The organism is Mammaliicoccus sp. F-M27, assembly GCF_022387115.1.
GTDB classification, from domain to species: domain Bacteria; phylum Bacillota; class Bacilli; order Staphylococcales; family Staphylococcaceae; genus Mammaliicoccus; species Mammaliicoccus vitulinus.
Genome location: NZ_JAJNIE010000003.1, coordinates 156,408 through 171,397 on the forward strand (window position 1 = coordinate 156,408; position 14,990 = coordinate 171,397).

At 33.6% G+C, this 14,990-nt stretch carries 15 protein-coding genes; all 15 read right to left on the bottom strand.

Annotated features, from left to right (window positions below):
• Positions 1-11 precede the first annotated feature (11 nt).
• Complete coding sequence (locus tag LQ598_RS05260; protein ID WP_107536934.1) at positions 12-791, bottom strand: alpha/beta fold hydrolase; 780 nt, start codon at positions 789-791, stop codon at positions 12-14.
• Positions 788-1,483 carry an HAD family hydrolase gene (locus LQ598_RS05265; protein WP_016912473.1) on the bottom strand — a complete coding sequence of 232 codons (696 nt, stop codon included), beginning with the start codon at positions 1,481-1,483 and terminating at the stop codon, positions 788-790. Before LQ598_RS05265 ends, LQ598_RS05260 begins: the two co-directional genes overlap by 4 nt.
• Before the next feature lie 148 nt (positions 1,484-1,631).
• On the bottom strand, positions 1,632-2,609 hold the full coding sequence (locus LQ598_RS05270) for a FecCD family ABC transporter permease (RefSeq protein WP_107536936.1): 978 nt from the start codon (positions 2,607-2,609) through the stop codon (positions 1,632-1,634).
• Positions 2,602-3,489, bottom strand: a complete 888-nt coding sequence (locus LQ598_RS05275; RefSeq protein ID WP_107536937.1) for an ABC transporter substrate-binding protein — start codon at positions 3,487-3,489, stop codon at positions 2,602-2,604. The genes LQ598_RS05270 and LQ598_RS05275 overlap by 8 nt, the downstream gene beginning before the upstream one ends.
• A gap of 96 nt (positions 3,490-3,585) precedes the next feature.
• A complete protein-coding gene (argS, locus tag LQ598_RS05280; protein ID WP_107536938.1) occupies positions 3,586-5,244 on the bottom strand; it encodes an arginine--tRNA ligase in 1,659 nt (552 codons plus the stop codon).
• Complete coding sequence (locus LQ598_RS05285; RefSeq protein WP_107557317.1) at positions 5,241-5,657, bottom strand: YwiB family protein; 417 nt, start codon at positions 5,655-5,657, stop codon at positions 5,241-5,243. The genes argS and LQ598_RS05285 overlap by 4 nt, the downstream gene beginning before the upstream one ends.
• 205 nt (positions 5,658-5,862) lie before the next feature.
• On the bottom strand, positions 5,863-6,375 hold the full coding sequence (locus LQ598_RS05290; RefSeq protein WP_107536939.1) for a YwhD family protein: 513 nt from the start codon (positions 6,373-6,375) through the stop codon (positions 5,863-5,865).
• 68 nt (positions 6,376-6,443) lie between these two features.
• Entirely contained in the window at positions 6,444-7,742 is a 1,299-nt protein-coding gene (locus LQ598_RS05295) for an HD domain-containing protein (protein ID WP_107536940.1), read from the bottom strand.
• A 23-nt stretch (positions 7,743-7,765) separates the two neighbouring features.
• Positions 7,766-8,527 carry a 2-keto-4-pentenoate hydratase gene (locus tag LQ598_RS05300; RefSeq protein ID WP_107536941.1) on the bottom strand — a complete coding sequence of 254 codons (762 nt, stop codon included), beginning with the start codon at positions 8,525-8,527 and terminating at the stop codon, positions 7,766-7,768.
• 13 nt (positions 8,528-8,540) lie between these two features.
• Positions 8,541-9,017 (bottom strand): GNAT family N-acetyltransferase, encoded by a 477-nt coding sequence (locus tag LQ598_RS05305; RefSeq protein ID WP_103323525.1) that lies wholly within the window; start codon positions 9,015-9,017, stop codon positions 8,541-8,543.
• 931 nt (positions 9,018-9,948) lie between these two features.
• Positions 9,949-10,275: a YuzB family protein gene (locus LQ598_RS05310; RefSeq protein WP_016912389.1), complete on the bottom strand. Its 327-nt coding sequence runs from the start codon at positions 10,273-10,275 to the stop codon at positions 9,949-9,951.
• Between the two features lie 78 nt (positions 10,276-10,353).
• Positions 10,354-11,193 (bottom strand): lipoate--protein ligase family protein, encoded by an 840-nt coding sequence (locus tag LQ598_RS05315; RefSeq protein WP_107537057.1) that lies wholly within the window; start codon positions 11,191-11,193, stop codon positions 10,354-10,356.
• A 2-nt stretch (positions 11,194-11,195) separates the two neighbouring features.
• A complete protein-coding gene (gene pta / locus LQ598_RS05320; protein WP_107537056.1) occupies positions 11,196-12,182 on the bottom strand; it encodes a phosphate acetyltransferase in 987 nt (328 codons plus the stop codon).
• 119 nt (positions 12,183-12,301) lie between these two features.
• Positions 12,302-12,958 (bottom strand): hypothetical protein, encoded by a 657-nt coding sequence (locus LQ598_RS05325; RefSeq protein ID WP_107557316.1) that lies wholly within the window; start codon positions 12,956-12,958, stop codon positions 12,302-12,304.
• Between the two features lie 97 nt (positions 12,959-13,055).
• Positions 13,056-14,855, bottom strand: a complete 1,800-nt coding sequence (locus LQ598_RS05330; protein WP_107537054.1) for a purple acid phosphatase family protein — start codon at positions 14,853-14,855, stop codon at positions 13,056-13,058.
• Positions 14,856-14,990 lie beyond the last annotated feature (135 nt).

Consider the following 14,990-nt stretch of genomic DNA (forward strand, 5'->3'; position numbering starts at 1 on the left):
TACGCTGTAATTTAATCTAAAAATTCAGTGAGCACTTTTAGAAATTTTTCTTTTTCCTCAACGAAAGGCAATTCTCCAGATTGTTCAAACAGTTTAAAATCAGCGTTAGGTAGCAATTCACTCATTCGCTCGCCCTCACTATATAATATCTTTCCGTCATGTAACCCAGAAATGATAAGTGTACACGTTTTAATATCTGGTAATAATGAAATAATATCAAAATCTTTAAATGAGCGTTTAACCGTGATTTCCTCTTCCATCGTTTGTAAATCATTCGTTGGAATATGCGTTTTAACAAACTTTTTAGCCTGTTTAATATTTTTATATCTAAATTTTAATAAATATTTTTCTTTTTCGTGATCAGACATTGTTCTGATTTCATCTGCATGACGATCATAAATACGATTATCTGGGAATGTCGTATGATCGTCAGTTGGATTTATCAAAACCATACCATTTATCAGATCTGGGTTTTTATACGTTAAGCCTGTTGCAATTGTTGCGCCAAGTTCTAAACCAATAACATAAGCTGAATTAATAAATAAAGCACTAAGCAATTGTTGTATATCTGAAATATAATCATCTACGCGACTATCATGAGGTGTGTCACTTAAACCGTGGCCTCTTAAATCAATGGAAATAACTTGATATTGCTTGCTTAATGTTTTAATTAAAGGCGTAAAAACATCCATATCTTGAAAAACGCCATGTAATAAAATGACAGGATACCCATTACCTCTAGTTTTATAATGAATCGCAACATTTTCTTTAGTTAAAAATAAATTCATCATGCTTCACCTCTTTCTATTTTATTACAAACGCCTATTAAATCACTTAAACTTTCAATCGTATAATTCAATTCATTTTCCTCTGGTGTCCCGATAACAGCATTAGCCATCCATACAGTCTTCATACCCATAGCATGCGCAGCCGCGATGTCATTTAAAGGGCAATCTCCGACATACATCACATTTTCAGCTGAGACACCTAGATGCTTCATAATATCTTCGAATATCATAGGGTCTGGCTTTTTAACACCTACTTCATCAGAAGTTGAAACATAATGGATATATGGATATATGCCAATCGCATTCATAACATGTGTGATCTCTTCACTTTTACCGTTAGCGATAACGCCTAACTTATAACCCATATTTCGCAGTTTTTCTAGTGCAAACAACGTATCATAAAATGGAAAATGATATCTATAATGATGCATTTTATAATCATTATAAAAAGTTTTCCATGAAATTCTTTCTATGTTTAATTTTTTCACTAATTCTCGGTATACCCATTCAATATCTTCTAAACCATAGGGATTCAATGTTAAGTATACCTTTTCAAAATCACGTCTTTGGACTGTAACCATCAATTCATGAAATCGTTCAAATTGTTCTTCCAAAAATTTTATTCGTGATTTCTCACGATCTACAAGCGTATCTTCTAAATCAAAAATAATCGCTTGAATATCACACGAACACATGTCATCATCCCTTTCATAGAAATATTTTAAACTATTCCATAAAGAAAGCAATACAAATTTTATAATAGAAAACACCAATCCTTCAAAATGAACATTAAAGGATTGGTGTCGCCATTCTCATTATAAATTTGTATTAGAAATCGTATGTTTAATGATTTTCTTTTTTTCGTTGTTCTGTGATCATTAAATACATCATGATCGGTATCGCAATAATTGATAAGACAATTCCAACAGGTATTTGTATTGGACTGAGTATAACTCTGCCAACTGTATCAGCAATGAGTAATAAAGACCCACCTATTAGTAAATTTAATATCATCTGAATACTAATAGGCACTTTATAGACTCTACGAACCACTTGAGGGACAATCATGCCAATGAACCCTATAATACCTGTAAAGCTAATAATGACCGCTGTCATGATTGCTGCGATTAATAAACAACACCATGAAATGAGTCTCACGTTCACACCAAGCGTAATAGCCTTATCGTCTCCTAATTGAATCATTTTAATGAAGTGACTCATTCCAAATAAAATGAGGATACAAATAAGTGTAACGCCTCCTGTTATTTCCACAGTTAATTTTTCAGCTGAAGAAACACTACCAAACATATAAGAAACCATGCTGTTCACTTTATCCGGTTTTAATAATAAGAGGATATAAAGCGCAGAATTGAAAAAAGCGCCTATAAATATACCTGATAATATCATCGTTGCGACATGAAACGTCTTAACCATCGTTTCTGTAATGAATACAATTACAATAAGTGTTAATAAACTAAAGAAAATCGAAAATAATGGTACAAACCATACAGAAACACCTATAAATACTGCTAACGCACTTCCAAATGTTGCGCCACTTGCTAAACCTAATGTGAAACTATCTGCCAAAGGATTATTTAAAATCGTTTGATAAATTTGTCCACTTATTACAAGTCCCATACCTGCAATTAATGCTAATAAAGTTCTAGGGACTCTTAACTTATAAAATATCGTCCAATCAAGTTGATTATCAATTTTCCAAGTGACACCTGTTGACCCTACAAACAAAGAAATCGTAATAGCAAACAATAGAATGAGAAACCATAATGCGATCAGTCCAGAGATTTTAGCGCTTTTAGTCATAAACTTTATCTAAAAGTTCTTTTAATCCTTTAGCAAGTCTTGGTCCAGGTCTTGAAATCATATCTGCGTTTAAAGCATGAACATGTTTCTCTTTAACAGCATTAACTTGATCAAAGCCAGCTCTATTGTTATTTAATTGTTGATATTCCTCTTCACTTTGTCCACTAGTCGTAATCATCACGTCTGGATTTCTTTTCAAAATATTTTCTTTATCTGTTTTAATCCATCCTTCTTGATCATGATAAATGTTTTCTGCTTTTATAGAATTTAACATATCATCATAAAATGTATGCGTTCCAGATGTATAAATGTCTGGTTGTGAAGATATTTCCATAAAGACTTTTTTACCTTGCTGATCTTTAGGCACTTCTTTAATCACATCTGCCATTTCATTTTTAACTTTATCTACAAGTTTATCAGCCTCTTGCTCTTTGCCAGCCACTTTACCAACTTGTCTAAATGTATCATACATTTCATCAATAGAATTTGCATCATCTATGTAAACAACTTTAATACCTGCATCACTCAATTTTTTCAAATCTTTTTCTTGAGTAGATTTATGAGATTCGTGTGCTAATACCAAATCTGGTTTAGTTTTCAGCAGTGCTTCTGTATCTAATTTAAATGCATCAAATTGCTTTTTATTCTTAACATCTTTAGGATAGTCATCGACTGTAGAGACACCAACCACTCTATTTCCAAGTCCTAATCCATATAATATTTCAGTGTTGCTTGGAATAAGCGAAACAATGCGCTTATATTCCTTCTTATCAGTTGATTCTTGCTTTGTGTCGTTATCATGATTAGATTGACCGCTTTGGCAACCTGATAATATAATCATCGCCACAAAAATCAAATAAATGACTTTTATTCCTTTCATAACATCTCTCCTAGTCATGTTTATTAAAAAATGGTACACAAAAAGGCACAGCTCAAATAAGATTGAGCTGCACCTCAATTAAGACAATTTATTTAATTACATAGATTCTGGAGCTGAAACGCCAATTAAAGCTAGTGCATTACGTAGTGTAATACGTGCCGCTTCAATTAAAGCTAAGTGTGCTTTTGTCTTATCTATATCATCAGTTAATACTTTTTCTGCATTGTAGAATTTATGGAACTGTGCAGCTAAATCTTGAATATAATTTGTGATGCGATGTGGACTGCGTGATTCAGCAGCACCAATAATCATAGGTTCAAATTCAGCAATTTTTTTCAATAAATCATAAGATTTTTCATGTGATATGGATGATAAATCCACGTTTTGATCAAATGTGATACCTTTTTCTTCAGCTTGACGAATAATTGAAGAAATACGAGCATGTGCGTATTGTGCATAATAAACAGGATTATCTTGTGATTTTTTCTTCGCAAGTTCCATGTCAAAATCAAAGTGTGTATCCGGACTACGCATCGTTAAGAAGTAACGTGCAGCATCATTGCCTACTTCATCCATAATGTCTCTTAAAGTGATGGCATTTCCAGTACGTTTACTCATTTTCACTTCAACACCATCTTGTAATAATCTTACCATTTGCATAATTTGTATTTCAAGACGTTTTGAATCTACTCCGAAAGTTTCTAAAGAAGCTTTTAGACGATTAATATAACCATGATGATCTGCACCAAACAAGTTGATTAACTTGTCATAACCACGATCAACTTTATCATAATGATAAGCAATATCTGGTAAGAAATACGTATACGTACCATCTTGTTTAATAAGTACACGATCTTTATCATCACCAAATTCAGTTGTTTTCAACCATGTTGCGCCATCTTGTTCATAAGTAAATCCTAACGCTGTCATCTTATCTAACACTACAGAAATTTTGTTCGTCTCATATAATGATGTTTCACTAAACCAGTTATCAAAATGAATATTAAAATCAGCTAAGTCTTGTTTCAATTTAACCATTTCATAATCTAAACCAAGTTTACGGAACGTTTTAATACGCTCATCTTTAGGTTGGTCTTTAATTTCAGGATGCTTTTCCGCTAAGTCTTTACCGATAGAGATAATATCTTTTCCGTAATAACCATCTTCAGGTAATTCTGCGTCTAATCCTAAAGCTTGATGATATCGTGCTTCAATAGAGTGCGCTAAATTCTCAATTTGTTTACCTGCATCGTTTATATAATATTCACGTGTAACATCATAACCTGCTGCATTTAAAATATTTGATAGCGTGTCACCTACAGCTGCATTACGCGCATGTCCAATATGTAAATCTCCTGTTGGATTCGCTGAAACATATTCAACAATGATACTTTCATTTTTGCGTGCTTCTGATTTACCAAACGCTTCACCTTTAGTTAAAGCCGTTTTGATAATGTCTGTTAAATATTGTTGATCTAAATAAAAATTAATAAATCCTGGGCCAGCGATTTCAACTTTTTTAACGTTTGCTTTAGTCGTGTCTAAATTTTCTACAATTTGGTTTGCAATTTCGCGTGGGTTTTTGCGGGCAAGCTTAGTTAACACCATTGCAATATTTGAAGCGTAATCACCATTTGTTGGATCTTTAGGCGTTTCTATTTTGATTTCTGGAACTGAATCAACAAGTTCAGCTTTTAATATACTTGCTTTAATTTCTTCAATTAATGTCTCTTTAACTTGGTCAATAATATTCATTCATTTATCTCCTTATAATTAATTTGAAATTGATATGTTCCGAGTAAACCTGTTTGGTCACTTAATTGATAATGTATCCTCAGTTTGCCCTTAATATCGTCTATATCATGTTTAATGGACAATGTTTTGACATTCATAGTCATGCGTCCAGCTTCTGTATCATAATAACTGATCGTCTCTTGCCCTTCGACAAAATGAAATACAGTTTTAACAGCGCCAGTACGGTGAATCTTCACGCCATTATTTTCTATTTTAAGCATATTTTTTACTATTTGGTTATCAATCGTTTCTTCATACCTAATAATATCACTATTCCTTCTATGATATGTACCGGAAGTGCTCGTTTGAAACGTTGACTTTTCGCCATTTTGTTTTACGACTTGTTTAATATTAATATGAATATTTTCTTCCATAGTTGGCCACCTCACCGTTTAAGAACGTCTCTCATTATAGCATATTTGACAAATAAAATTAAAAAAAGCAGGGCTAAAAGCGCCTGCTTTTTTTAGTGTCCTAGCTATAGTAGCTATCAACTATTTTACTTATGAAATTGTGAAAAGACAATAGCTATTTAGTTGAATTGTTAGAATTCACAATTAAGTCACAAATTAGACATATTTAATCAATCGCAAGTGATGATTTTAATTCGTCACTGCTGTTACGCCACATCTCTTCACTATGTTCTTGAAGGAATTTTTTAAGGACAATTCTATTTTCATCACCAATTTGGTCAATTTTCACATGATGTTTCATAGATCTATCCATCATATTAACGTGTTCTGGCATACTTTTATAGCCACGTTTTTTAGGTTTGTTAACCATTAAGTAACAACCTGTTAAACCTGCATAATAAGGGCCTTGTTCGCCACGTTCCGTTGTAACCCAACATAGCCAATATTCTTTCGCTTCTTCGCCTTTTACTTCTTCTATATCTTTAACCCATTTCACACGCTTTTCTACTTCAGCTCTTGCGTGCATTGCGCCAACATCTATAAAGGCCGTTTTTTCAGCTACATCAACAAATACAGGTGCAACATTATCTAAACTGATTGAACCAATATTTGTACCTTTATGTCCATCCAATGGGTCATTTTTAATGATGTTAAATTGAAATCCTTTCTTTTCAGCCACTTGTTTCACCTCATTTAATTCATGTTTACATCATACTAGAGTATCAGACTGACATTCAAGTTTGTAATCTATACGAGTTCATTTAATAGATTAATAATATCTCCTTTAATATCTTCATCTTCCATCTCTAAAATTAATTCTTTTGGATAATACAATTTATAATCAAGTCGTTTAATACCTGTAATACTATGAATGATAACAGACTGACTACTAATTTCTTTAATATGACCACTCTTTTGCAACAAATGAATCGGTTGTCGATTTGAGCCTGGTCGATCATAGTCGTACGGTAAGTCAGAAAAAGAATCACAAACAAAGTAGTACTCTGGATCAATACCGCCCTTTTCAAATAAATCTGTCAGTTCACCAATCGTAATAATAGAACCATCAAAAGGTAAATATTTAAATAAATCACGATTCACAAAGCGTTTACTCAAATCGCTCAATATTTGATCACCTTCTTCAGTCCACTCTTCTAAATAATACATGACGACTGTTTCATCTAAACGTATATAGTCTTCAATAGAGACGTCACCTTCAAAAAATGGAATTAAATATTTAGGCTTTTCTTTAAATGAATACCCTTCGTCATAGAGCGCTTTTGCCCGTTTGAAACATCTATTAAGCAACACTTCTCCACCGCGACTTACAGGATGGAAATAAATTTGCCAATACATTTGATAACGACTCATCAAAAAGTTCTCTACTGCATGCATACCACTTTCTTTAATAAGCACTTCGTCTTTAGAAGGTCGCATTAAACGTAGTACACGCTCCATATCAAACTGACCGTAACTCACACCCGTGAAATAAGCATCACGTTGTAAATAGTCCATTCGGTCTGCATCTATTTGAGAAGAAATCATTGAAATGACTAATTTATTTTCATGTGTTTTGTTAATTACTTCTGCTACTTCAGTTGGAAAATCAGGCGACACTCTTCTTAACACTTCATTAACTTCTGTATCACCTTTAATAATCATCTGAGTAAAAGCTTCATGATCCGTTAAAAATATTTTTTCGAAACAATGGGAAAATGGACCATGACCTAAGTCATGTAATAATGCTGCACATAATGCAAGTGGTCTATCTTTATTATCCCAAGATGGTCTTCCATCAAATACTTCGTCTATCATTCGTCTCACAATTTCATAGACACCTAATGAATGTCCAAAGCGACTATGCTCAGCTGTATGGAAAGATAAATAAAGTGTTCCAAGTTGTTTAATTCTTCTTAAGCGTTGAAATTCTTTCGTTTTAATTAGATCCCATATTAATTGATCGCTAACATGTATATAACGATGAACAGGATCTTTAAAAACTTTTTCTTCAGGTAATTTTTTCGTTCCATAAGCTTCCTGTGTCACTCTGTTCCCTCCATTTCTTCTCTTTATTCAACCGTAAATTCAATGTCACCCACATTTTCATATTCTGCTTTATAAACACCTTTTGTTAATGGTTTTGGTAAAATAAATGTCCCACTTGATACAAACATTCCAGGCGTTAAAGAACGGTTATATTCCTTAATCTTAGAAATGAGCCATTGAACAGCTTTAGCAGGATGACCTTCTACTTCTGTACTATAACCTGATGCAATCTCGTTACCATCTAACAACAATGTTCCTTTTATATTATCAATATCTTCATATGTTAATTTCTTAGGTTCACCATAAATAATGCCACCACTAACCGCACTATCTGCAATAATCTCTGTGACAGTTAAATTAGGGAACCAATTAGAAAATCGAGAATCTGGAATTTCGACTCCTGGAGCAATAAGACATTTATTCATAATGTCTTCTAAACTGTCTTCTTCCGTCAATTCCTCTTGCACGATAAAGACTAATTCTAATTCTGCTAAAGGTTCGTTTAAATCATTTAAATAAATACGTGGACCAAAAATAGTTGTCTCACCCATCGCCCCATATAAAGGCGTCGCTGATGAGAATATATTTCTCGTTTCTTGACTCGTTAAACTAATTTTATAGCCTTTATGAATCTCCGTCTCTTCCTTACGTTGCAACACACCTTCTTGAATATCGTATGCCGCATATTCAGTAATATTCGAAGGTAAAATACCATTTGGAATAATTGATTTATTTTCATATGCTTCATAAAACTGAGAAACCCATTTATTTAGTGATTGTTCCATTACAAACGACCTCCTAAAAAGTTTTTTTCATTAGTGTTGTACACATTGTATCGCCAAACAATAACTCTTCGTACTCACGTATTACTTCAAAGCCTTCCTTTTTATAAAAGGCAATACCAATATCGTTCTTGCCATCAACCTCTAAGTAAACCTCATTGTATAAACCTTTATATTGATCTAGACCAGCATAAAGGAGCGCTTGACCATATCCCTCACGCTGCGCTTCAGGTAGAACATAATGAGACGATAGATATAGCTCCGTACCTTTAATAAAGTTAGCAAAACCAACAATCTTATTACCATCTTCTGCGACAAAGAAATCCGAATCATTAATACGCTTCTGAAGCATCTCCTTAGAGTATGACGCATTTAAGAATGCCGTCACAGTACTAGCCGTATAAATATTGGTATACGTGTCATACCAAGCCTTAGATGCTACATTTTTAATGCCTGAATAATCTTCTATCGTTGCTTTTCTTACATTTGCCATAAATATCTCTCCTCTATCTACCTTCCACATCAAGTGAAACACTTGATGTCTATTATTCTAAGTTTGAATCTTCCCTGTATTTCACTATATTCACTGTGTAGATTTTAAATAACTTTATATCTACCGTTATAGATAATTATATCATTTATATATAAAAAACTATAATATTCAGAATACTTAATTATACCCGAAAACCCTTTAGAAATGTATTATTTGTTAAGTAAGTTAACACATAATACAGTTTAAATTTAATATCTGAGTTTGTCATGTAAATATGAGATGTGTTTATAATCTTTTTCAGCTGTATAAATATTTGTTTTTTTAAGTTGATCATGATATCTCCTGAGTCTTTGTGAGTTAAGTATGGAGTTAATCCAAGATATTGCCCAAGTCGTGAGTTAAATCCACAGTTAATCCAAGACATTGCCCTACTCGTGAGTTAAGTCCAAAGTTAATCCAAGAAAAATCCTAAGTCGTGAGTTAAGTCTGGAGTTAATCCAAGACATTGACCAAGTCGTGAGTTAAATCCACAGTTAATCCAAGACATTTTTGTACATACTTAAATCGTCATTTTTGTGCTGATTTTGTAAAGTGCGGACGCCCGGGGGAATAGTATGCCGCGCGCGACTATAGGCTCGAGCCATACCCCCAGGCAAGCATGGACTTTACAAAATCGTAGCTTTCCTAAAAAATAACAACTCATTTCTATCGAGAGACTTCTATGTTGCTTGTTTGCTCAGTCTTGCAACATTTAGACCTTCTATGTTGCTTGTTTGCTCAGTCTTGCAACATAGAGCATGGACTTTACAAAATCAATAATATAAAAATCACCCAAACCGAAAGTGAATACAACGGATTGGGTGATTTTTTTGAGAAAGGGAATAATGTCCTAATCTCTTTTACGAACTGATTCCAGCTCGTATTTTTCTTTTTATTTATTCAACTTTTTATTCAACTTGTCGTCGAGCTCTTTTTGTCGGCGTTTTCGTTCTTCATTTCTAAGACGCAATCTTTCTTCTTCTTCTGGATCGCGTTTCTTTTGAAGTTGTTTTTGGATTTTTTCCATAAGTTCTTCTTCTGTTAATGCGGCACATGGGCGGTTATTAACGAATGCGAATGTTTTTCTTCTGCCCGGTCCACAATAAGACTGACATGCTACTTCTACTTCCGCTTCTGGATCTAATTTCTTTAATTTTTTCAGTAGTGACGGTAAATTGACAGCTTGGCAATCATCGCAGACTTGGAATTTATTTCGCATTTGTTTTCCCACCTTTCTCATTTTCTATTTTAGCAATAAATTATTATACCACCTTAACAGTTGTTTGAGAATGTCATTTTATTGTTTTTCCATATTTCGAATCATTTTATCATTTCGCTCAATCATTCTTTCGAAATATTTATCATATAGTGCCCATTCTTCTGTTGTGACGGGATTCATATTTAATGTTGCGCCTAATGTTTTTAGGCTTCCTAACAGTTTGAACAGTATGTCATTGGTCGTATATTCTTTATCTAACAACTCATTTAATGATGCCATGCTTTCAGGAATGATTGTTGGATAGATAAATTTTGTTTTTTCGTTTTTAAGTGCATGTTGATAGAATTCTTTCATCATTTCTGCGCGTTCTGCTCCAGAGCCTTCAACACATAAATAAATTTGTACTGCTATACCACCTTTAACTCTTCGTTGTGATATACCTGCAAATTTTCTATTATTGATACTTAAATCATAGCTACCTGGGCAGTATGATGCCGTGATTTCTTTATTTTCAATAGTATTTGTTTCTTCTTTAAACATTTCACGTATGAGACGTAACATCACTTCATATCCAGTATCAATGGATACATCATGCTTACCTTTAAAAATCAAAGATATATTTAGGACACCTTTATCTAACACAACTCCTAAACCGCCTGAATTTCTTACGATTGCACTATATCCTTTAACATCGTTTAAAAATTCAATGCCATCCTTTAAAAAAGGTAATCTAGAGTCATGTATACCTAATATCACGACGTGGTTGTGTATCCATGTCCTTACGACACTTGGACTTTTATCATTTCCTACTTGATCACAAAATGTATCATCGAAACTAAAGGACTGCATCGGCTGCAGTCCTGAAGTGTGGTCAATGTATCGCCATTCTTGTGTAAAATAATCTTGCAAAGTTGCCATGATTATATTGTTTGAGCAGCTGTAATAATAGAAAGACTGTATACGTCTTCTGCTGAACAGCCACGTGATAAATCGTTAACTGGTGCGTTTAAGCCTTGTAATACAGGACCAACTGCATCAAATCCACCTAAACGTTGCGCAATTTTGTATCCAATGTTACCCGCTTCTAAGCTAGGGAAAATAAATACGTTTGCATCACCTTGAATGTCAGAGTTTGGCGCTTTTTTAGCCGCCACTTCTGGTACGATTGCAGCATCAAATTGGAATTCTCCATCTAATACAACATCTTTCAAGTCTGTTTCTTTCAAGTTTTCTTGTGCAATTGTAACAGCTTCAGATACTTTTTCAGTATCAGGTGATTTTGCTGAACCTTTAGTTGAGAAGCTTAACATTGCAACTCTAGGAGACATGCCAAATGCTTGAGCAGTTTTAGCACTTTCGATTGCAATTTCAGCTAAATCTTGTGCATTTAGTTCTGGGTTTATCGCACAATCACCAAATACATATTGTTCTTCACCTTTAGTCATGAAGAATACACCTGATGTTTTAGTAACGCCTGGTTTTGTTTTAATGATTTGTAGCGCTGGACGCACTGTATCAGCTGTAGAATGTGCAGCACCACTTACAAGTCCATCTGCTTGGTTAGTGTAAACGAGCATTGTACCGAAGTAGTTTACATTGTTTAATAATTCTTCAGCTTGTTCTACTGTTGCTTTACCTTTACGACGTTCAACAAATTTTTCTACTAAATCAGCTTTTAATTCGCTTTTTTCAGGATTGATAATTGTGATGCCATCGATTGATAAATTAGCACCAGCTGCAGTTTCTTTAATTTTTTCTTCATTTCCAAGTACGATTGGTGCAACCAAATCTGTAGCTTGTAATTTAACTGCTGCTGTTAATACACGAGCATCGTCACCTTCTGGTAATACGATACGAACATTCTTACCTGATAGTTTGTCACTTAGGACATTAAGTAAATTAGACATAATTGCCTCCTATATATGATTGCTATTATTTTTCCATTCATCATTATAACATTTTTTCATAAATTTTCACGTATACGAACCTTGAATTGGCTTTGTAAAAATAGCAGACATTATATTTTTTATTTTGATAATATTTTTTTCCATTCTTGAACTAATTCTTTATCTTTAACCTCTGTAAACATAACGTTCGGTTTTAAGTTTGGATCTTTGCCATTATAATCTTTAGCGGCAAATCCGGTAGATAACGTAACATCTTCATTTTGAGTAAATTGATGTTGATATACATTCCCATTATCTGCAAACAAATATTTAGTAATTGGTTTGCTCACATCTGCCACGTCATTATAACCTTGAATGTTCGTTAAATCTTGAGCTTGTTCATCGTAGCCTTTCACTTGATTGTTAGAATGATATGCAGAAATCCCCACAACATTATGTATTTTAAAAGCTTTTTCTCCTGGTTTGTCATGATTCGTAATTTGTAATTCGCCATCTTCAGTCATTGCATAGCCATCACCTTTAGTGTGTTCACTACTGCTAAAATAACGATTAGATATCGCTAAACCTTTTTCTTCACCATATTGGTCAACATAGTTTAGTACTTTTTGCTTTAATGCATCTTTCTCTTTATCCGATAACTCAATTTCTTTAGCTTTAACTTCGTTTGTTTCCATTTTATGCTGCGTTTCTTTCTTTTCAGTTGATTCATTACTACAACCACTTATTAAACAAATTAAGATGATAAAAGTGCTCAAGTATTTAAATTTATGTTGCAAGATAATCTCTCCTTCTATTTACAAATAGACGTCTCCACAAAATATTATTTGCAGGAGACGCCTCATGTTTATGTTGATATCACTTTAACAATGATGCTTACTTCTTAATGCCGAATTCATCTACTAATTTAACTTGTCTTTGTTCACCTTTACTAATATCTCCATGCAATTGATAGATTTTAACTACGAGTTCATCACCTGATACATCATAAACTGAGAAGTTTTGGTCAGATGAATCACGGTTATTTTCATGACTATCATTAAATGCATCTGTTTTATGAGGTTGCTCACCTAATGCAAACAAACTATTATAATGATCTAATTGCTCTTGTGTTAAGTCTTTTAATTCAGGTCTTACCTTTTTAATATGTTCTAACGGACGATCATAAATGCTATCGTATGCTTTAGTTCCCCCTGTGTTAGGTAATACATATACAGAACCTTTAGGATTATCATAATACGTCACATTATCTTTGCCACGTATTTGTTTAGCATCTTCTTTTTTCGCATTTACAAAGCTATTTTTTGTCGTTGTATGTTCAAGTGGTTTAGTACGGGAAAGTACATGGTCATGACCTTGAAGTACTAAATCAACATCTAAATCATCGATTTGTTTAGTCAGTTCATCACGAATTTTAGCGACATCTTCATCTGATAATGCATGATAAGATTTAGAATACATCGGTTTATGAAGGTTTAAAATAACCCATTTCGAACCATTCTTTCTTGCATCTTTGATATCCTGTTTAATCCATTCCATTTGCTCTTTCCCAATTGCTTTTTCATCTGGATTATCTTTTGATTTTTTGTTGTCATTCGTATTAGCGACAACCATATGTGCACCATTATAATCAAATGAATAATATGAACCACCATTTACTGCGTTATTTTCTTTCGGCACATTGACATGATCGTTATAAGTCGTTAACAATTTTTCATCATCTTCGCTTAGTGCATATTCATCATGGTTACCAGGTGCAGAAGCTATCGGTAATGACATAAATGATGGACGTGATTGATCATATAAATCGCTCCACTCGTCTTCAATCTCAGCAGTCTCTACAAAATCTCCTGTATGAAGTGCAAAGTTAGGATTACCAGCTGTTTGAATCGCATTACTTAGTGTATCAGCACCAAATTGCGCTTCATTTCTTACATTTTCATTCCAGTATGCATTTTGAGTATCTGTATATTGAACAAATTGGAAGTGATCTCCTTTGTTTCCTGATGTTTTAAATTGACCAACTTCACTTTGAGGACCACTCGCACTACCAACGCGATAATAATATGTAGTATTTGGTTTTAAATCATTTGCTTCAGCTTTATAGCTATATTCTGGAACTGTCGTTAACTCTGACTTTCCGTGTTTATCACCGCGTGTCCATTCTGGTCCTTCAGCATTTTTATCTGTGTAATAGCCTTTTATCTTTTCTTTCCCATTCTCATCTTTAATTGGTTCACCTTCGTCATCTTTTTCCAAATCTGCAAAGATGAAATTCCCATTCTTATCACGCTCTACATATTTGGAATTAACTTTTTTAGATGTAGCATCAAAAGAACGTGCGTCATCAAATTGACCCGTTTCAGAAACCCATACTTTAGCATCTTTAAATTGATCGGTTGTATACCAATTAAAAGCCATTTCCGTTTTAGTGTCACCTTTAAAGTTCGTAATAATACGGTTAGGTTGATTTTTCTTCGGCACAGGTGCTACCTCAGGCTTTTGAGCTGTCACTTTAATTTCAGAATCATTCGCCTTATCCACTGTTTCTGATGTGCTTACTCTCGGATTTCCTGATCCACTTGCTTCTGCCGTTCCAGATGTCGAAATCCCTAATAATAACATCATACATGCTGTACCACTTAAGAATCGTTTTGCTATTGACTGATTATACATATGTACACTTCCTCCTAATTAACCCTAGTGATTTTAAATGCGCTATATAAAGAAGTGTATCAACCGTAAGTTAACCTTTTGTAAAGATAGTATGAGTATTGTATGAATATCATTTTAAGTTACCCAATTGAAGAT

Bases quoted from the DNA above. Each gene is read 5' to 3' on its own strand.
- LQ598_RS05285 (WP_107557317.1), bottom strand. From the start codon at position 5,657: ATGGAAGAAAATATTCATATTAATATTAAACAAGTCGTAAAACAAAAT.
- pta (WP_107537056.1), bottom strand. From the start codon at position 12,182: ATGTCTAATTTACTTAATGTCCTAAGTGACAAACTATCAGGTAAGAAT.
- argS (WP_107536938.1), bottom strand. From the start codon at position 5,244: ATGAATATTATTGACCAAGTTAAAGAGACATTAATTGAAGAAATTAAA.
- LQ598_RS05315 (WP_107537057.1), bottom strand. From the start codon at position 11,193: ATGGCAACTTTGCAAGATTATTTTACACAAGAATGGCGATACATTGAC.
- LQ598_RS05260 (WP_107536934.1), bottom strand. From the start codon at position 791: ATGATGAATTTATTTTTAACTAAAGAAAATGTTGCGATTCATTATAAA.
- LQ598_RS05310 (WP_016912389.1), bottom strand. From the start codon at position 10,275: ATGCGAAATAAATTCCAAGTCTGCGATGATTGCCAAGCTGTCAATTTA.
- LQ598_RS05265 (WP_016912473.1), bottom strand. From the start codon at position 1,483: ATGTGTTCGTGTGATATTCAAGCGATTATTTTTGATTTAGAAGATACG.
- LQ598_RS05300 (WP_107536941.1), bottom strand. From the start codon at position 8,527: ATGGAACAATCACTAAATAAATGGGTTTCTCAGTTTTATGAAGCATAT.
- LQ598_RS05305 (WP_103323525.1), bottom strand. From the start codon at position 9,017: ATGGCAAATGTAAGAAAAGCAACGATAGAAGATTATTCAGGCATTAAA.
- LQ598_RS05270 (WP_107536936.1), bottom strand. From the start codon at position 2,609: ATGACTAAAAGCGCTAAAATCTCTGGACTGATCGCATTATGGTTTCTC.
- LQ598_RS05275 (WP_107536937.1), bottom strand. From the start codon at position 3,489: ATGAAAGGAATAAAAGTCATTTATTTGATTTTTGTGGCGATGATTATA.
- LQ598_RS05330 (WP_107537054.1), bottom strand. From the start codon at position 14,855: ATGTATAATCAGTCAATAGCAAAACGATTCTTAAGTGGTACAGCATGT.